Source organism: Rhodanobacter sp. MP1X3 (genome assembly GCF_014207165.1).
Lineage (GTDB): Bacteria > Pseudomonadota > Gammaproteobacteria > Xanthomonadales > Rhodanobacteraceae > Rhodanobacter.
On record NZ_JACHCO010000003.1, the window covers coordinates 114,245 to 132,572 of the forward strand.

Genomic DNA, 18,328 nt, shown 5'->3' on the forward strand with positions numbered 1-18,328 from the left:
GAGCTGAATACCTAATTTTCCATCGGAGTCATCAAATGAAAGTTTCATCAATGGGGTATCAAGTGGTTGTTGTGGCCGCCTGCGTTGCATTGGCAGCTTGCGCAGGGACCCATCCGGTTCGATACACCGGACTCGAGTCATCAACACAATTGCAGCCAAATGCGAACGACAGTTCCGGGCGCGTGCCTTACAACTATTCCTCTGGAGCGAACTGGCGGAAATACTCCAATGCCATCGTCGAGCCCGTCGTGGTTTATAGCGGCGCGGATAGTCAGTTCGAGAACGTGTCCGAAGATCAAAAAAAAGAACTGGCTGAATATATGCGCGCACAATTTACTGAAGCGCTGAAAGAAAAATTCACCATGATGAGCCAGCCGAATGTGCACACATTGCTTGTGAAGCTGACGCTGACGGGTGCAAAGCCCACCAAGCAGTTTGTGGGTACGGTGACGAAGTTCGATCTTGCTGGTGGGCCGTATAACGCAGTGCAGTCCATTCGCGGCAAAGAGGGTGCACTGTCGGGCTCCGTCAGCTATGCCGTCGAAATCTATGACGCGTCCACCAATCAGCTTCTCAGCGCCTATGTGGCAAAGCAATATCCCAATGCCATGAATGTAAAAGCCACCTTTGGGGCAATGAGTGCTTCAAAGACCGGAATAAAGAAAGGCGCAGAAGACCTGATCGCACGATTGAATTGACGTGATTGGCTCTGTTCGTTCGATGCGCTGAGAAGCGCATCGATGCGATCTTCTGTCATTCACGCGACCAGGCCGATAGCAGAGGCCATCAGGTCTTTCATTTCATGAAAACCTTTCCACATCTCATCGTCTGCGAGCATTGCGATGCCGTATACCGACGCGTCTCCGTAGAGTCGGGCGACATGGCGCGTTGTGTGGACTGTGCGGCCACGCTCTATCGCGCCAATCGCATGAGCGTCGATGGCTGGCTGGCCCTCACTGTCGCTGCTGCCATCGCGCTCGTTATGGCGAATGTCTGTCCCGTGATCCGCATCAGCCTGCATGGACAACATAATGAAGTCACGCTCTGGCAGTCCGTCGCGGTGCTGGCGCATGGTGCGGCGGCTCCCATCGCAGTGCCGGCTGCGCTGTCGGTCATTGTCGTGCCTGGTTTGCAGATACTGCTGCTTGGCTGGGTGCTGGCCTTCGCGCGGGCCGGGCACCGGGCTCCTGGCTTCGCAATGGCCATGAAGGTGCTTGCCACGTTGCGGCCGTGGAGCATGGTTGAGGTCGCCATGTTGGGCATCCTGATATCGATCATCAAATTATCGAATGTCGTGCAGGTGACGCCCGGCGATGGCGTTTGGGCCATGGCGGGACTGATGGTGCTGATCACGCTCATCGCCAGTCGCGACATCCACTGGCTGTGGGGCATAACCGACAATCACCCTCTACCCGGCAGGCCGGGGGTATGAGTGGACGCCCGCGTGCGCGTCAATTAGGTGTCATCGGTTGCCATGTCTGCGGGCTGGTTTGCGAGGACCGGCTTGGCGAAAGGGGGCATGCGCGTTGCCCATGCTGCCATACGGCTTTGCGTCGCCGCCGCCCTGACAGCATCGGGCGGGCCTGGGCCTTCCTGCTTTCCGGCATGGTTTTCTACATTCCGGCCAACGCGCTACCGGTGATGTACACCGGTCTGCTCGGCAGCAGCAGCAACAACACGATCCTGCAGGGTGTCATCTCCTTTTGGAAAGATGGCTCGTATGGCATTGCCTTGGTGATTTTCGTCGCCAGCGTCGTCGTGCCGTGCACCAAGTTTCTGATCCTTGGCCTGTTGCTGGTGACCTCTCAACGGCGCAGCCGCTGGGCCAAACGCGAACGTGCCCGACTCTATTGCCTGATCGAGCTGGTCGGTTACTGGTCGATGCTCGATGTGCTGGTGGTGGCTACGGTCGCCGCCCTGGTCAAGTTCCAGGCTCTGGGCGACATCGAACCGCGCATCGGCATCTTCTTCTTCGGCGCGATGGTGATCCTGACGATGCTATCGGCCCTAAATTTTGACCCCCGCTTGATCTGGGACGGCATGGCAACGGATGAATGACACCTTTGAACGGATGACCGAACCTGGTTATCCAGTGGTGTCTCGAAGTGGCCGGCGATTGTCGCTCGTCTGGCTGGTGCCGCTGGTTGCCGCGCTGATCGGTCTGTCGATGCTGGTCCAGGCGTGGCTCTCGGCTGGACCAGTCATCACTATCACGTTCCAGACTGCGGCGGGACTGGAAGTCGACAAGACTCCCGTCAAGTACAAGGACGTCACGGTCGGCACGGTGTCTTCGATTACTTTGAGCGACGATGGCTCGCATGTAATCGCCACCGTCGCGCTGCTGGAGAGTGCCGAGAGTCTGGCTCGCGCAGATACGCGTTTCTGGGTGGTGCGCCCACGCATTGGCCTCAATGGTGTGTCGGGTATCGACACGCTGCTCTCGGGTGCCTACATCGGTGTGGACAAGGGCAAGTCCAGCCAGTCGAACAAGGCATTTGCGGGCCTGGAAACACCGCCAACCGTCATCAACGGAGCACCCGGCAGAAGTTTTGTACTGCATACCGATGATCTGGGTTCGTTATACATCGGTTCGCCGGTCTATTACCGACGCATCCAGGTGGGACATGTGGCGTATTCCCAGCTTGATCCGGATGGAAAACACGTCAGTGTGCAGATCTTCATTGATGCGCCGTATGACCGCTTTGTCGCGGCTGGCACACGTTTCTGGAATGCGAGCGGCGTCGATGTTTCCCTCGACGCCAAAGGACTCAAACTCAGTACGCAGTCACTGACCACCCTCATCGCTGGTGGCATCGCTTTTGCCACGCCGCCCGACGATGTAGGCGCCCCGGCCATCACGGCCTATGACTTGGCGAAGGATCAGCAAAGTGCGATGGCGCCGCCCGACGGACCGGCGCGCTATATCCAGCTGCGCTTCGAGAAATCGCTGCACGGCCTGTCGGTCGGCGCGTCGGTGGAGTTTTCCGGTTTGGATATCGGACGGGTGGTCGCGATCGATCTGGACTATGACCCGATCGGACATCGCTTTTTTTCCGTCGTCGGCATCGAGGTCTACGCCCAAAGAATGGGGAGCGTACTGAACAAGCTGCCGAAACCCGATGGCGACCCGCAACGACAAGCCGCCCAGTTTTTGCGAGGAATGGTCGAACACGGTCTGCGCGCGCAGGTACGTTCCGACAACCTGTTGACCGGACAACTCTACGTGTCGCTTGATTTCATGCCGAATGCCACGCCGGTCACATTCGACGTCGATGCGCGCCCTCTCGCCGTGCCTACCATGGATGGTGGCTTCGACCGGCTGCAGGAACAGGTCGCCTCCATCGTGGGCAAGATCGACAAAATGCCGCTCGAAGCGATCGGTAACAATCTCAACACCACCCTGGTGGATCTGGATCAGACCCTCAAGCAGGTCAACGTCCAACTGCTGCCAGCGACAACACAGACTCTGCAGCAAGCCAGGCAAACGTTCGGTGTGGTGCAAGGCATGCTGGCTAGCGATGCGCCGTTGCAACAGAACCTGGGCCAGACGCTGCAGGAGGTTCAACGAACGGCTCGTTCGCTGCGTGTGCTGACCGATCTGCTGAGCCGTCATCCCGAAGCCCTGCTGCGTGGCCGTCCAGATGATGCGCCACCGGTTACATCCGGCTCTCGCTCTGTCTCTGCATCACAAGAGTTCCCGCGATGAATCTCTCCATTCGTCATTGCGTGATCGTACTCACCTTCGGCCTGACGGCTTGCGCTTCTGCACCGGTGCACTACTACACACTGCTTGAGCCGGTGACTACAACAAGCCCCGCTTTGCCACCTGCCTCGTTCCTGATCGATGTCCTCCCGATCGGTGTCCCCGCCCAGCTCGATCAACCGCAATGGGTGGTGCGACAAGGCGACAGTGGCATTGCAGTACTCGATGGTGAGCGATGGGCTGCACCGCTGAGCGACGAACTACGCGCCGCGCTGTCCGCACAATTGGTGCAGCGTCTTGGCACCCTGGATATCGCCGAACTCCCGCAGCCGATAAACACGCCCGTGCTGAGAATAAAGTTGCAGGTCCATCGCTTCGACGCATGGCCGGGACAGACGGTCCAACTCGATGCGGACTGGAGTATGGGTTATGCAGATGATGCGAATCACGCTCACTTGATCTGCCGTGGCCAGTTCAATGAAGCGGCCCTGGGCGGCTATCCCGAGCTGGCAAGAGCTGAGCAACGCGCCGTCGGCAAGTTGGCTATCCAGATCGCTGAAGATGCATCCGGGTGGACTCGCGCAAATCAGGCGAAGTGCTCAAGCATGACATCTCTCATCAGTTCGCGGCGCTGACATTGGCCAGTCAGTCGCGAGCATTGCAACCACACTCTGCCATCAATCGTGCACAGGTCATGATATTTGTTCCATTAAGCCATTCGGTCTCTCCGTGTGTCGCGGTTGCAACGGTACTGCGTTGGGCGTCTCGAATAGACGCCAACGAGGCGCACACCCTTGACTGGTTCAGGACTGCGAAAATTCATGAGCTGGGTAACAAAACAGCAGCTGAGCTCGTGCGAGATGGCGCTCACTATGCGGTCATCCGATTTCTTCAGGAAATCATTGCAGGTCGCCGTGATTGATGGCGCATTGAGCGGCAACTATCCATCGTTGACCGGGGTCACCTAGCTAAAATGTTCATCCTTGATGGTCGTTGGTGGTCACTCCATCAAAGACGGTCAAACCACAATTTCATAATGTCTGCTTTCACCAAGCCGGACGTTACCGATTGAAAAGATTTCTAACTTGAGGCGACCTGCTTAAGAAATCAAACGCTTTCCGCGCAGTGCGTACGGGCCGCAAGATGACGGTGAATCATCCATGGTTTCGCGAGACTAGAAACTCAGCCCTGGCGGTCTATTGCAATCATATTTTTCGTCAACTTTATCCACGTCACTAGGCGAGATATGTCGTGCGCTCAACTCCTGTGGAGTGAGGCCGCGCCACACATCGACATCAATACAGTGACTGTCTTTAATGCCAAAAGCGCGTTGTGTCGTGCGCGCCACTGCGCCTATACCCTGGTTCATTGGATCGATCAGATGGATGCCAGGTGCAGAGGACGTATCTGATCCGGGCACTCCGTGAACCGCATAGGAGTGTTGGGCATTGAGTAGCCGCTGCTGAAAGCCTCCGTCGCTGGTGGAAACTTCATTACTCGTGTCCACGTCTGGTGTGGTTGGTGCGCTGGTTAAATGCGTTTCGGATGACTGTGCGTCAAGGTGTGCGGCTTGTTGAACTGCTAGCGGTTTGGATGGCCTCCCCGATAGTGCTGTATGAATGCGCACTGCTGCAGCGATCAGATGGAGTGCCGGTGATACAAGATGCGGTGAAGACGGCCGCGGCGGCTGGAAGAAACGCAGCTTGAGTACCAACGGGTTGCTTCTTTCGACCGGAGTCGTATCCCGATAGAAGATTGCTGGCCGCAGCAACAGCATCAACAAACCAAGATGGCAACTGATTACCACGACCAGCACTGCGACCCGGTAACTCGACTCGTGCAAGCTGCTGGACTTCCCCAATCCTACTTTCACAGTCGACCTTCCCCTGGTACAGGCTTTGGATGGACCGCCCCGTCGCTCGCAAAGTTCCTGCGCAGCGCATTGCAAGCACCATTGCCAGGCCGCCGATTTCTCCACCGTAGATCGGCTCAGGATCTGAGAGGCGGTCAATCAGATGGTGGTGGCCTGCGGGAGTACGGTGCTGCCTCGCTTAAAACGTGTAGCGCACCCGTCCCTACCACTACGCGCCATTGCTGCCGATCGGCGAGATCAGGTCGTACGGAAAGTTGCCGCCATAGTTGATGTCGCTGTCGGAGCGGGTGGGGTACTGGTGGTGATGTTGTCGCCGCCCAGCGCAAAGCTGATCTGCTCCCTCGCCCGATACTCGACTTCGGCATCCAGTTAGAAGCGCGGTACATAGGTTTGCGTCGAGACGTAACCGTCGCCAAAATCGAAGACGCGTGTGGTGGCGCCCTGGCGGGCGAGCATGACCCAACGTTTGTTGTCCCGCTCTGGTTCCTTATGGGTGCAACAATTCATCACGCGGGTCGTTATGGCTGCCGCAGGATGGGATGAGTCTGAAGGCGGAGACTGTGGATGGAGCGTGGGCTAGGATTTAGCCTGGACAACATCGCCGCATGGTGATGCCATGCGGCGCGTGTGGGTTCGCAAGCATGCTGTCCGTCATGTTCGACAAGCTTGGTTCCCCGGGGTACAACTGGCAGTGGGCCCGGTCCGCATCGCGGCCGGTGGTTATTTGTTGCATTGCGTAAGATATCTTGTCAATACTTTGGGGATATCGAAATATCTTTGTCCATTTATCCGTATAGATGTCCAAATGGACATGAGGAAATAGCCATGGGTTATTTGCGTTTTTCGTCGTTCGTGTTAGTGGCCGCATTGCTGTCGGGTTGCATCGCCTCGGTTGCTCCGACGTCGGCTACCTTGCAGGGCGACGCGGCCCACCCAGCCCAGGCTCAGGGCTGGGTGGATACGAAGTTGTATTTCGGGCTCGGCGTTGCCGGTGATACGGTCAACGGTGTCAGCGAGCAGCGCTGGCGTGACTTTCTCGATGCTGAGGTGACCCCGCGTTTCCCGGACGGGTTGAGCGTCGTCGATGTCTACGGCCAATGGCAGGGCAAGGGGCAGGCGGTTCCGGAGCGGCTGCGCTCAAAAATGCTGGTCGTCGACTACCCGGACACCGCTGCCAATCGCGCGAAGGTGGAGGCGATCCGCACAGCGTGGAAGCAGTGCACTGGCGACCAGTCGGTGCTGCGCGTAACGCAGCCAGCTGAGGTGTCGTTCTGACATGGGCACGAACCGCCCGCAACGCTGGCTATCGCCTGGTGATCTCAATGGCTTTCTTGGATTGGTGGTCGACAACCTGTCGATCATGGCCTTCCTTGCCACTGCTTTGATCGGCATCTTCGGCTTTCCTGCCGATATCGTGTTCCTGCGTATGTTTCCCGGCACCACGTTCGGCGTGCTGTTGGGTAACCTCGCCTACACCGCGATGGCGCGTCGGCTGGCTAAACGGACCGGCCGCGACGATGTCACTGCCATGCCGCTGGGCTTGGATGCACCCACCAGCATCGGCATGGCGTTGCTGGTGCTTGGCCCGGCCTTTTTGCATTTCAAACAGAGCGGTCTGGACGAACATGCCGCAGCGATTGCCACTTGGCAGTTGGGCATGGCGTCGCTGGTCATCATGGGCGTGCTCAAGTTTGTGCTGTCGTTCTTTGGCGGTATGGTGCAGCGGCACGTGCCGCGCGCGGGCCTACTCGGTTCCATTGCGGGTATCGCGCTGGTGCTGATGGGCTTTCTTCCGCTAGTCGAGATACTCAAGGTGCCGGTGGTGGGTTTTGCCGGCCTGGGCGTGGTGTTGTACGCATTGGTGGCGCGGGCACGCATGCCGTTGGGGCTACCCGGCGTGCTGGTGGCATTTGTGGTCGCTGCGCTGTTGTATTACGGGCTCGGCCCACTGGGCTGGCTAGGCAGTGGCTATCACCCGCCGGTCGCCTGGCAATGGCGTTTTGCGTTGCCCTTGCCGACGTTGCAATGGATCGATGGCTTGGCGGCAGCCACGCCTTATCTGCCGTTGATCCTGCCGTTCGGTCTGCTGATGGTGGTAGGCGGCATCAACGTCACGGAAAGCGCACGCGCTGCGGGTGATGACTACCGCACGCGGGACATCCTTCTGGTGGAGGCACTAGCTACCCTCGTAGCGGGTTTCTGCGGCGGCGTAGCGCAGACCACGCCGTATATCGGTCAGCCGTCCTACAAGGCGATGGGAGCTCGCAGTGGCTATACCTTGCTGACCGGGTTGGTCATTGGTCTTGGCGGTGTGTTTGGCTACCTCTCCAATCTGGTCGAGCTGCTGCCTCTGTCCGTGCTGGCGCCGATTTTGGTGTTTGTGGCGATTGGCATCACCGTGCAGGCATTCGAAGCGACCCCGGTCCGCTATACGGCCGCGGTGGTCTTCAGCTTTTTTCCTGCCATCGCGCGCATGGTGACGATCAAGCTCAGCGATCCCACCTATGTGCCAAGCGACCACTTCGGTGTGCTGTTCGCCGACCATAGCCATGGTATTTCCGAACTGGCGGTGATCACCATCCTCGGTAATGGTTTCATCATCACCTCGATGCTCTGGGCAAGCTTCCTGGTGGCGTTGATCGAGGGCCGGGCCTTGCGTGCCGCCTGGATACTGCTACTTGGCAGCGCACTGAGCCTATTTGGCATCATTCATTCGGTGCAGCTCAGCGGCGGTGTCTATCTGCCGTGGTCGCTGGATGAGGTGTCACGTCAACTGGTTTGGCAGTTCACGGGGGCTTACCTGGTACTGGCCGTCGTGCTGATCCTGCTCTTTATGATTACGCCGCGCACACCACGCGACACCGTTTGAGGGCTCGCGCAGAAACTGCGAGTGATCGCAACGATGATGCGAGGTCACTCGAAGACCCGAGCGGATGTCTGAGGTAACCTCGAATCACAAAGCGGGAGTACGGTCATCGTCAACAGGTGCGAGATGAGACATTCCATGCGGTATGCAAGCCGAATGGCTGCACGCCGGTGATGCTGGGCAGGCAACGGCTGTTCACGGTCTTTATCCTTGCGGCTACTGTGCTGGGTATTGTCGTCGGGTGGCTATGCAACCGTTCCCTGCCACCGGAGAAGGCGCTTGAGGTTGCCGCGAACCTCTCCATCGTCACCGACGCTTTTCTTCGACTCATCAAGATGGTCATCGCGCCACTGGTATTCGCGTCACTGGTGTCGGCGATCGTCAGGATGGGCAATGCCGCCGAGATCGGGCGCGTCGGGATCAAGACGATGGCATGGTTTCTCGGTGCGTCGTGCATTTCATTGATGGTTGGCCTGGTGATGGCGCACTGGCTTCAACCCGGTGCAGCACTGCATTTGCACGCGGACGCGCAAGTATCGCCAGTGGCCGTGAGCAGCGGTAACGCGGAAAGCTTTGGTTTGACGGATTTCATGACACACCTGATACCGCGTTCAATCGTCGAAGCGATGGCCAACAACGAGATCCTGCAAATTGTCGTCTTCTCGATCTTTATCGGAACGGCAGCGGCGGCGCTCAAGGAAAAGGCATCCAAGCTCGTCGAGCTGGTTGAACAATTGGCGGCCATCATGTTCAAGGTGACGGACTATGTGATGAAGACCGCACCACTGGCGATCTTCGCCGCACTGGCCAGCTCGATATGCCTTCATGGCATCGGCATCGTCGGCACGTATGCGCGGTTCGTGGCAGGTTTCTATCTGTCGCTTGGCATCCTGTGGGCTCTGCTGATTGCCGCGCTTGTGGTCATTGTCGGACCACGCGGCCTTCGTCTGATTTCCAGTATCCGACATACCGTCTTGCTGGCATTCGCTACGTCGTCTTCGGAGGCCGCTTATCCACGCCTGCTGGAACAACTGGTCGACTTTGGTATTCCACGGCGCATCGCAAGCTTTGTGCTGCCGCTTGGCTATTCGTTCAATCTGGACGGGGCGATGATGTACTGCACGTTTGCGATCCTGTTCATCGCGCAGGCCTATGGCATTGAATTGACGCTGGCCCAGCAGGTCGCGCTATTCGGCTTGCTCATCGTGACGACCAAAGGCGTCGCCGGTGTACCCCGCGCTGCCATTGCCGTGATCGCGGTGACGCTGCACTACTTCAGACTTCCCGAAAGCGGCATAGCGCTTGTGCTTGCCGTTGACCACATCCTCGATATGGAGCGATCGGCCACGAATATCGTTGGCAACTCCGTCGCTGCTGCCGTAGTCACCACTTGGGAGGACGCAGCTGAGCAGAAACTACGGTGAGCGATCAATAGTGTTGTGCCGCCTGGTTTGTGCAGCCGGTTCTTGTAGGTTGGGTTAGCGCAGCGTAACCCAACATCGCAATGCCAAACCTCACACGCAATGTTTGAACAGGCGCAAGCGTGTGTATGGCAATGTTGGGTTTTAAGCCAACCTACAAGAGCCAAAGCCTGTTCGCTCAAGTTCCCCTCGGACGGCAGTGCGCTTTCACCGCAATGACTAGAAAAAAATTTTCATAGCAATGTGTTTGTCAATTTTTAAATGGGTTTCAGCTATTTTTCATCCACCGCATAACGAGTTCATATGCCCGCCATCGCCTACCTTGAATGCTCCCGTTGCCATGCACGGCTGTCGGCCGACACGCCGCAGACGCTTTGTACGCGGTGTCCAGACCAGCCAGCCGGTGCGCTCTATGTGAGGTACGACCTTACGCATCTGCATGGCAGTTCGCCCGACGATATTGTGGGTCAAGCGGCCTCGCTGCCGTGGAGTGGCATGTGGCGGTATCACGCCGTGCTTCCCGACGTGGAGCCGGTGACCCTGGGCGAAGGGTGGACACCGATGCTTCGCAGCAAGAGGCATCGTGGCGTCTACCTGAAAGAAGAAGGTGCCAATCCCACGGGCTCATTCAAGGCGCGGGGACTGGCATTGGCCGTGACGATGGCGCGGCATTACGGCTTGCGCAAGTTGGCGGTTCCTTCCGCAGGCAACGCGGCAGGAGCGCTGGCGGCTTATGCCGCTCTAGCGGATATCGAGGCGCACATCTTCATGCCGCGCGACGTGCCGCTCGCCAACTATGTGGAAGCCACGGCATACGGTGCGAAGGTGACGCTCGTCGATGGCGTCATCTCTGATTGCGCGCGAATGGTCGGCGAGCGTAAGCAGCAAGAAGGCTGGTTTGATATATCCACGCTGAAGGAGCCTTTTCGTGTGGAAGGCAAAAAGACCATGGGCTACGAACTGGTCGAGCAGCTCGGCTGGGAATATCCCGACGCCGTGTTCTATCCCACCGGCGGCGGCGTCGGTCTTATCGGCATGTGGAAGGCCTTCGACGAACTGGAGCAATTGGGCTGGGTGAAGCCAGGCAAGCGCCCACGCATGTTTGCCATCCAGTCTTCCGGATGCGCTCCCGTCGTGCGCGCATTCAACGAAGGTGCTGACGCAAGCCAGATGTGGCAAAACCCGGAAACGGCCGCGTCAGGTCTGCGCGTGCCCAAAGCCTATGGTGACTACATCATTCTGGACATTCTGCGCGCGTCTGGTGGCATGGCCGTTGCCGTTTCCGACGAGGATATATTTTCCTCCCTGAAAGACTGGGCCGCCAACGAGGGTATCTTTCTTTCACCCGAGGGAGCGGCCGCCACGGCGGCCTATTCGCAGCTGCTCAAATCCGGCGTTCTCGACGAGTCCGATCGCGTCGTACTGTTCAACACGGGAGCCGGCTTGAAATATACCGACGTCATTGCGGCTGCTCTCGGCCTCAAGGCGCCTGGCCTGATCTGAAACGTCCGCTATCGACCGAAGGCTGTATGAAAATGCAGCTATGCGTTTTTGGTCGATCAAGATTTGCTCGGATTGATGCGTGCACGATGAGACGCCTAGGGAAGTGGGCTAATGGAATGCGCCCCATAACATAGACAACCCCGAAGCGATCATCACCCCGTCGAGAATGAGATGAAAGTGTGCCGGACTCATACGCAAGACGATGGCCTTTCCTGCAATGGCTCCGACCATCAACGATGAGCCAACAATAAGACCTTTGAAGACAACGCTTTCAGGCAACGCACCTAGCTCTCGAAATGCAAAGACCTTGCTGGTATACAGCGCCAAGGAGCTGGCCGCCTCAGTGGCAAGGAATTGCCCTTTCAGTAACCCATATGCCGTGAATGCCGGAACGCTGAGCGGCCCCGTCGAGAGCACCAGGCCGGTTAGAAACCCGATGAAAGCGCCCGCAACAGCCAGTTGCCACAATCGTATACGGACGTCCATCCTGGCGAGCTGATAGCGTGCAGGGACCATGACCAGAAAGAAAACACCCAGTGCGCCTTCGATAACATGTGTTGGTAATGCCAACAGAGTACGCGCACCCAGTGCCGCTGCCGGCGCTCCTGGCAGTGCATAGGCAAGGAACGCCCGCCAATTCATGTCACGCCACCAGAGCGCGACACGCGACACGTTGGACATTACGGCCGCGACGGCCATGATCGGGACAGCTTCCTTGGGGCCATAAGCGAACACGAGCACCGGCAGAAGCATGATCGATGATCCAGTCCCGATAACGCCACTCAGGCAACCCGCGACCAGCGCCACAACCAGCACAAAAAAATAGGCCAGCAAAGCCACTCTCCACTCGATGTGGAGACATTCTAGTTCAGCGGCTAAGGCGCACACTTCTTCGATGCTGAAATGTGTGCCTTTGTGGCACTTTAGTCATTGGCTGTCATGTCCGCTTCCCACTCAACAGGGAGCGTCTAAGTGGACTCGGCTGCTCTCTACTCGCCGGTCCCATGACGTCGCTCCGATTTTCGGACAGGTTGCGACGATGCCAACTCTAAGGGGTTGTGAAGTCCTAAAATCTTCTCTCCGAAATGGCGGGTGTGGGATTCGCCCTCCGGCTCGCCGAAGGGCACGATTTGCTGGCGTGCATGACAACTACTTGACGGGCTGGTTCTTGGTAAAGAAGTCGACCATGCTCTGGGGCGCGTCGGCGCCGAGACACATCTTGAGTACTCCTTCCGCCTCCACAGCTTCGGACGCGCTGCGGGGAAAGAGGTCTTTTTCATACGCGACGAGTGCGACTTCAACATCATCGGGATTGGCGGCGATGGCCTTCCCGAGCTCAGCGCCGTCGAACATGGCGAGATTGGCTCCTTCGCCAGACGGGATCATCAGATGCGCAGCATCACCGAGCAACGTCACCCCGGGCACGCGAGCCCATCGGTGCTCGACCGGGAGCGCATAGATAGGGCGAGGCACAGGATCAGTCTCACCGTCGGTGATGAGCGCTGTCAGCTTCGGAGCCCAGCCATCGAACTCCTTGGCAACCTTGGCCAAGGCAGCCTCGGGGTCGGAGAAGTCGATGCCGTCAATCCAGTCCTTTGGCTTGCTCAACTGCACATAGGTGTGCAGCACGCCATTAGGCTCACGGTGTGCGGCGATGCCTTTTCCCGGCGCCAGCGCAAACAGCGCACCGTCGCCAACCGCTTCCGCACTGGCCTTGTGACGGGTGACGCTGTCAAACAGGTACGTCTCGATGAATGACGTGCCCACGTAAGCCGGTATCGCCTCGGAAAGAAGGGGACGAACTCTCGACCAGGCGCCGTCGGCACCCACAAGAAGGTCGGTAGTCACTGTTGAGCCGTCAGCAAAGGTCAGCATGTGCCGTCCGCCGCCGATCGGAGACACCGTTGTGACCTTGTGTCCCCAGCAGACCGTGTCGGCAGGAAGCGATTCAAGCAGAATCCGACGAAGCTCGCCTCGGGGTACCTCAGGTCGACCGCCTGTGCCATCGTCGGAATCTTCAAACAGGACCTTGCCGTCCTTGGCGAGAACACGCGTTGCCTGGCCGCCAGCGTGGATGATGTCGAGGAATTGATCGAAGAGCCCCGCCGCCTTGAGCGCAAGCTGCCCGTTGTTTTCGTGGATATCGAGCATGCCTCCCTGCGCTCGCGCGTCCGCCGAAACTTCCGCTTCGTAGACAGTCGCTGCAATACCGTGAACGTGGAGAACACGAGCAAGTGTCAGGCCACCAAGTCCGGCACCGATGATCGCGATTGGAATATTCATATTGGCTCTTTCATTAGCCAGTGAGCGGCAGCGTTTTGAAGTTCGCTGTGATCCGGGTCGTTCTCAGAAGCCCAGGCGATCATCCCGTCGGGGCGTATGAGTACAGCGTTCAAGCCGAATGGTTCTTTCGCCCGGCCAGAAACGTACTTGATTCGGTCGCCATATTCACTCGTCAAAGTTTTAAGTGAAGCAGTGCTCTCAAAATCAAGCAGCATCGCTTGGCCATCGTGCATCAGTTCGCCAATGGTTACGCCGTCTTCGAACTCAAAGTTGGGAACGCTATGGCCGACGAGAGGATGGCCGCCACCGAGATCGTAGTTTGTGAAAACGCCCCACACCCTTCCTGCAAAGTAGGTGGCACCATCGCGCGTGTTGATAAGGTCGCGAATAACGGCATTCAGCGCGTGGGCATAGGGGTCTGGTCTCATGATGGCGACTTGGGCGCGTGACCAATCCAGAACCCGTGCACCGATCGAGTGTCGTTCCTTCTGATAACTGTCCAATAGGCCTTCCGGCGCTTTCTTCTTGATGGTTGCGGCGAGCTTCCAACCCAGATTCATGGCGTCGCCCAGTCCAAGATTAAGCCCTTGGCCTCCAAGCGGCGCATGAATGTGCGCGGCATCGCCAGCTAAAAGAATCCGTCCGTTGCGGTAGCTTGTCGCCTGCCGTGCTCGGTCCGTCCACGTGGTCGCGATGTGCAAAACATTGATAGTCACGTCGGTGTTCGAGATGCGGCGTAGAACGTCCTGCACGTGTTCTCGCGTGATTGGCGTTCCTGCACTATGAAATGCGCCGCCATCAAAATCCTGTATCACCAGGTAACCTGGCTGCGATTGCAAGTACATCCCTGTGGGTGTCACGTTTCGGCCCGGCTTGAGCTTCTGGGGATCGGCAATGTCCACTTTAGCGGTGTAGCCGGTGAACTCCGGCTCCGTACCGGCGAATTCAAAACCGCCTGCCTTGCGAACAGCACTGCGACTTCCATCGCAACCCACGAGCCATAGACCTTCAAAAGTTTGGTTGCCGGAATGAACAGTGACTCCGTCTTCGGCTTGATGAAAGTCGGTAACGGGAAGCCCTCGCTTGATTTCGACACCCAGGGCTTCTGCGCGGCGAGACAGCACGACTTCGAGCTCTTCCAATTCAGATATCAAACTGGTTTCGGTGGAACTCGACAGGCGATATGTCCACTGAGAGGTATCAATATCGTCGGCGTGAAATGGAATGCCGGCGAAGTGTCCCGCCTGACGACGCGCTCCTTGTCCGGAGTTTTGGTGGGGATTCTTGAGGCGTTTATGGACCTCAAGTTCCTGTAGCAACCCACGACGGTAAAGCGCTTCAATACTAGGCGCTGAGAGTCCCCGTATCCCAAAAGGAAGCTGCTTTAGGGGCGAGCGCGGATCCTCCGCCTTTTCCAGTATCAGGACGGAACATTTGGCCAAGGCCAGCTCACAGGCGAGGAATAAACCTACGGGGCCTGCGCCGGAAATGATCACATCGTGAATAGATTGATTCTGTGCGGATTTCTTGCCGTTGATTGTGAAGGGGGTATTCATCCTGCTTCCTTCGTTGCTTGAGGCCGCCACCGGGAATCCCGCAGGCAGCCATGGAACGTCATTCCATTATATTGGAACGTCATTCCATACGTGTCAAGATGCGGCATGGTCAAAAATGCACGCAACACTCCACGTCGTCCTCAACGACGCGAAGAATCGCTCTCGCGGGATGGCATCATTGAAGCGTCGATCGCGCTCTTGGACAGCAGGGGAGAAAGCGGACTGACATTCCGCACCCTGTCCGAGCGGCTCGCCACCGGTGCTGGTGCCATTTACTGGCACGTCGAGAACAAGAGCGATCTGCTGACCGCCGCCTGTGATGCCATCATCGCTCGCACCATGGCGTCTTGCGTGGTCGGCGTGACACCGGAGGCGACCATTCGTGCCCTCGCGCTAGGCATGTTCGACGCGATCGACGCGCATCCGTGGGTTGGCTCGGCGCTCACACATGCAGCTGGGCAGTTGCCCATGGTGCGCATTGTCGAATGCCTGGGTCAGCAGGTTCGCGCTCTTGGCGTGCCGGATGAAGAACAGTGGGCAGCGGTGTCCGCGCTGCTGCATTACATCCTTGGCGTCGCTGGACAGAACGCCGCCAATACGCAGTTCGCTCGGACGCGAGACCTCGACAGATCCAACTTCCTGGACGCGATGGCGACTGCATGGTCTCAGCTCGATCCGAATGAGTATCCGTTCGCACGCAGTGTCGCCGGACAGTTGCGCGCTCACGACGACCGTGTCGATTTTCTCGCCGGGATCGATCTCATCCTCAGAGGTATTGGCTCACCGCGGTATCGCTGACGCCAGCAACATAAACAAGTGCCTTTACCTGACGGCCACCCATAGCGCGGACGTTGCCGGTTTGGGCTCAAAGCGAGTACTGCATACCTAAAACGTTAGATGAGCGCCTCGTTAGATGAAGGCACGCCATTCGGCCGGAAAGGGCGCTAACGACTGTTGCGAAGATCGGCTAGGCTGGATGCTGCTGTCGGAGAATGCCAAAGGGGATAGGGGGTGGCCAAGACGCCAGCGTGGGTGATGTTCAAGAGAATCATCGGTTGCATGCCGTTGTTGCTGGCGTCGAACGCTTTCGCGATGAGTGCCACCCCGGCGAACTCACCAGCTTCCGGCAGTGATCAGCCGAAAACCATGGCGGCCGACACGCCAAGTGTAACCAGGGGCGGCACCACGTTTACCGTCCCAACCGGTTGGACTATGGCTACGCGCGGTTCCTTTATCGTGCTGAGTGCTCCCGAAGGGGATTTCCAGATCGCCGTGACGGATAGTCAGGCGCCGGACGCCGACACGGCAGTGTCGTCTGCATGGCACGACTTCGAGCCGGGCTTCAAACGGCCTTTGCAACTTTCAGAACCACTCACGCCCGGCGGCGGCTGGGAGCAGAGCCAGCGCTTTGAATATCTTGTGTCGCCGAACGAAAAGCGCATCGTCAGGGCTTTCGCGCGACGCGCAAACAATCGCTGGCTGGTTGTGATTTATCAAGGAGGCTTGGCCACGAGGGAAAAGCGGCTGAGTTCGATCGTCGGCGTCATGCAGAGCTTCCACCCAAAGCGGTACCGGCGCGAGAGTTTTGCCGGCAGAACGGCACGACCGATCGACGCGCACGTGATTCATGTCATGCAGGATTTCGTCGCTGGTGGAATGAAGCAACTAGGCATACCCGGCGTAGCGTTCAGCCTTATCGATCACGGCAAGATCGTTTACGTTGGCGGCATGGGTGTGCGCGAACTGGGCAAGCCTGATCTTGTGGATGCCGACACCAGGTTCATCGCCGCTTCCGATACCAAGGCGCTGACCACCCTGCTGCTGGCCGAATTGGTTGATGAGAAGAAATTGCGTTGGGACGAGCCTGTTACTGAAGCCTATCCGTCTTTCAAGTTTGGTGATGCCAAAGTCACGCGCGAAGTTCAGATCAAGCACCTGGCCTGCCAGTGCACTGGGATGCCGGCACAGAACTATGATTCGTACTTCCATAACCGGAGCATGACGCCCACCGGATTGATTCAGTTCCTGGGCACCATGCAACCGACCGCCCCTTTCGGCAAGGTCTTTATTTACAGCGACATGTTGCCAGCTGCAGCGGGCTTCATCGCAGGCAGCGTCGCCGAACCCGGCAAGGAACCCGGAGCTGCCTACGACGACGCGATGCAAAGCAAGGTGCTCGATCCGCTTGGCATGACGCGCAGCACGTTCGATTTCACCAAGGCGATGCAGGGCAATTACGCGCGACCCCATGACGAAGATGTTGATGGCAAGCTCGTCGTCAGCCCGATGACCTATACCCAAAGCTACGGTGCACGACGACCCGCAGGAGGACTCTGGACCACTGCGTATGACCTCAGTCAGTACGTAATGATGGAGTTAGCTGATGGCGTCTTGCCGAACGGTCATCAGCTGGTATCGAAGGAAAATCTTCTGCAGCGTCGTGCGCCAAATGTATTGGTCAGCGAAGATACTCAATACGCCATGAGTCTGGTGATCGACAAGCACTGGGGCGTCACCGTGGTGAACCACAGCGGTGGCCGACCAGGTTATGAGAGCTACATGATGTGGTTGCCGGATTACGGCATCGGTGCGGTGATCTTGACCAATTCCGATACCGGCGGAGAGCTGATGGACCCGTTCGCGCGCAAGCTCATGGAACAGGTGTTCGATGGAGAGCCTGAGGCCGATCGACAACTGCAGGCCGCGGTTACGCGGAACGAGAGCGACGTTCGTGCCTTCCGCCAGTCATTGCAGATTCCGGCCGATCGCTTGGCTGGCAACCGCCTGGCGGCGCGGTATCACAACGACGCGCTCGGCAATCTCGTGGTGATGCGGTCAGGAAAGAACATCGATTTCCACTTCGACGAATGGCATAGCATGGTTGCCTCACGCGCCAATGGCGATGGAAGTATGACCTTCATCACCTTGGGAGAGGATATATCGGACACCGAATTCCTCGCCGCAGAGCAGCACGGAAAGCGCACTCTGACCTTGCGCGATGGCCAGCGTGAGTACGTGTTCGTGGAGCAGCGTAGCCTCTGAAATGCCGCTGGAGCTTGCCAGCGGAAGCAGCTCCGCTACCTAAGCAGCCACTGACCTTAGAGATGGGGAAAGGAGACTGCG

15 protein-coding genes and 1 pseudogene are annotated in these 18,328 nt (G+C 58.0%); 11 read left to right on the top strand and 5 right to left on the bottom strand.

All coding sequences use genetic code 11. The features are described from left to right. Positions 1–35: 35 nt before the first annotated feature. The 5 genes from HDE79_RS09655 (at position 36) to HDE79_RS09675 (ending at position 4,338) form a co-directional block, all read left to right on the top strand. Complete coding sequence (locus HDE79_RS09655; protein WP_184601765.1) at positions 36–698, top strand: DUF3313 domain-containing protein; 663 nt, start codon at positions 36–38, stop codon at positions 696–698. 230 nt (positions 699–928) lie between these two features. Then, a complete protein-coding gene (locus tag HDE79_RS09660) occupies positions 929–1,432 on the top strand; it encodes a paraquat-inducible protein A (RefSeq protein ID WP_255488364.1) in 504 nt (167 codons plus the stop codon). Then, positions 1,429–2,058, top strand: a complete 630-nt coding sequence (locus HDE79_RS09665) for a paraquat-inducible protein A (RefSeq protein ID WP_184601767.1) — start codon at positions 1,429–1,431, stop codon at positions 2,056–2,058. Before HDE79_RS09660 ends, HDE79_RS09665 begins: the two co-directional genes overlap by 4 nt. Next, complete coding sequence (locus HDE79_RS09670) at positions 2,051–3,706, top strand: MlaD family protein (protein ID WP_184601768.1); 1,656 nt, start codon at positions 2,051–2,053, stop codon at positions 3,704–3,706. Before HDE79_RS09665 ends, HDE79_RS09670 begins: the two co-directional genes overlap by 8 nt. Then, positions 3,703–4,338: a PqiC family protein gene (locus HDE79_RS09675; RefSeq protein ID WP_184601769.1), complete on the top strand. Its 636-nt coding sequence runs from the start codon at positions 3,703–3,705 to the stop codon at positions 4,336–4,338. The genes HDE79_RS09670 and HDE79_RS09675 overlap by 4 nt, the downstream gene beginning before the upstream one ends. Positions 4,339–4,877: 539 nt before the next feature. On the opposite strand, the gene HDE79_RS09680 is transcribed toward HDE79_RS09675, so the two are convergent. Beyond that, on the bottom strand, positions 4,878–5,576 hold the full coding sequence (locus HDE79_RS09680; RefSeq protein ID WP_184601770.1) for a hypothetical protein: 699 nt from the start codon (positions 5,574–5,576) through the stop codon (positions 4,878–4,880). Between the two features lie 208 nt (positions 5,577–5,784). Next, positions 5,785–6,029 (bottom strand): annotated as a pseudogene (locus tag HDE79_RS21965) (hypothetical protein); the annotation flags it as partial. Between the two features lie 372 nt (positions 6,030–6,401). Between HDE79_RS21965 and HDE79_RS09685 the strand changes: the two are divergent. The 4 genes from HDE79_RS09685 to HDE79_RS09700 all read left to right on the top strand — a co-directional run bounded on the left by HDE79_RS09685 (position 6,402) and on the right by HDE79_RS09700 (position 11,366). Continuing rightward, positions 6,402–6,851: a DUF3574 domain-containing protein gene (locus tag HDE79_RS09685; RefSeq protein WP_184601771.1), complete on the top strand. Its 450-nt coding sequence runs from the start codon at positions 6,402–6,404 to the stop codon at positions 6,849–6,851. Position 6,852: 1 nt separating this feature from the next. Beyond that, the gene (locus HDE79_RS09690) at positions 6,853–8,445 is read left to right on the top strand and encodes a hypothetical protein (RefSeq protein WP_184601772.1); all 1,593 of its coding nucleotides are present in this window, start codon (positions 6,853–6,855) and stop codon (positions 8,443–8,445) included. A gap of 116 nt (positions 8,446–8,561) precedes the next feature. Then, positions 8,562–9,866, top strand: coding sequence for a dicarboxylate/amino acid:cation symporter (locus tag HDE79_RS09695; RefSeq protein ID WP_221440111.1), 1,305 nt, complete (start codon positions 8,562–8,564; stop codon positions 9,864–9,866). A 300-nt stretch (positions 9,867–10,166) separates the two neighbouring features. Next, the gene (locus HDE79_RS09700; RefSeq protein WP_184601773.1) at positions 10,167–11,366 is read left to right on the top strand and encodes a threonine synthase; all 1,200 of its coding nucleotides are present in this window, start codon (positions 10,167–10,169) and stop codon (positions 11,364–11,366) included. Between the two features lie 108 nt (positions 11,367–11,474). Here the strand turns inward: HDE79_RS09700 and HDE79_RS09705 are convergent, their stop codons facing one another. The 3 genes from HDE79_RS09705 to HDE79_RS09715 form a co-directional block, all read right to left on the bottom strand. Continuing rightward, positions 11,475–12,200, bottom strand: coding sequence for a sulfite exporter TauE/SafE family protein (locus HDE79_RS09705; protein WP_221440112.1), 726 nt, complete (start codon positions 12,198–12,200; stop codon positions 11,475–11,477). Positions 12,201–12,515: 315 nt separating this feature from the next. Next, positions 12,516–13,649 (bottom strand): NAD(P)/FAD-dependent oxidoreductase, encoded by a 1,134-nt coding sequence (locus tag HDE79_RS09710; RefSeq protein ID WP_184601774.1) that lies wholly within the window; start codon positions 13,647–13,649, stop codon positions 12,516–12,518. Further along, positions 13,646–15,205, bottom strand: a complete 1,560-nt coding sequence (locus HDE79_RS09715; protein ID WP_184601775.1) for an FAD-dependent monooxygenase — start codon at positions 15,203–15,205, stop codon at positions 13,646–13,648. Before HDE79_RS09715 ends, HDE79_RS09710 begins: the two co-directional genes overlap by 4 nt. Positions 15,206–15,310: 105 nt before the next feature. On the opposite strand from HDE79_RS09715, the gene HDE79_RS09720 reads away from it, so the two are divergent. Both HDE79_RS09720 and HDE79_RS09725 read left to right on the top strand, forming a co-directional pair. Further along, the gene (locus HDE79_RS09720) at positions 15,311–16,003 is read left to right on the top strand and encodes a TetR family transcriptional regulator (protein WP_184601776.1); all 693 of its coding nucleotides are present in this window, start codon (positions 15,311–15,313) and stop codon (positions 16,001–16,003) included. Between the two features lie 213 nt (positions 16,004–16,216). After that, on the top strand, positions 16,217–18,247 hold the full coding sequence (locus HDE79_RS09725; RefSeq protein ID WP_184601777.1) for a serine hydrolase domain-containing protein: 2,031 nt from the start codon (positions 16,217–16,219) through the stop codon (positions 18,245–18,247). Positions 18,248–18,328 lie beyond the last annotated feature (81 nt).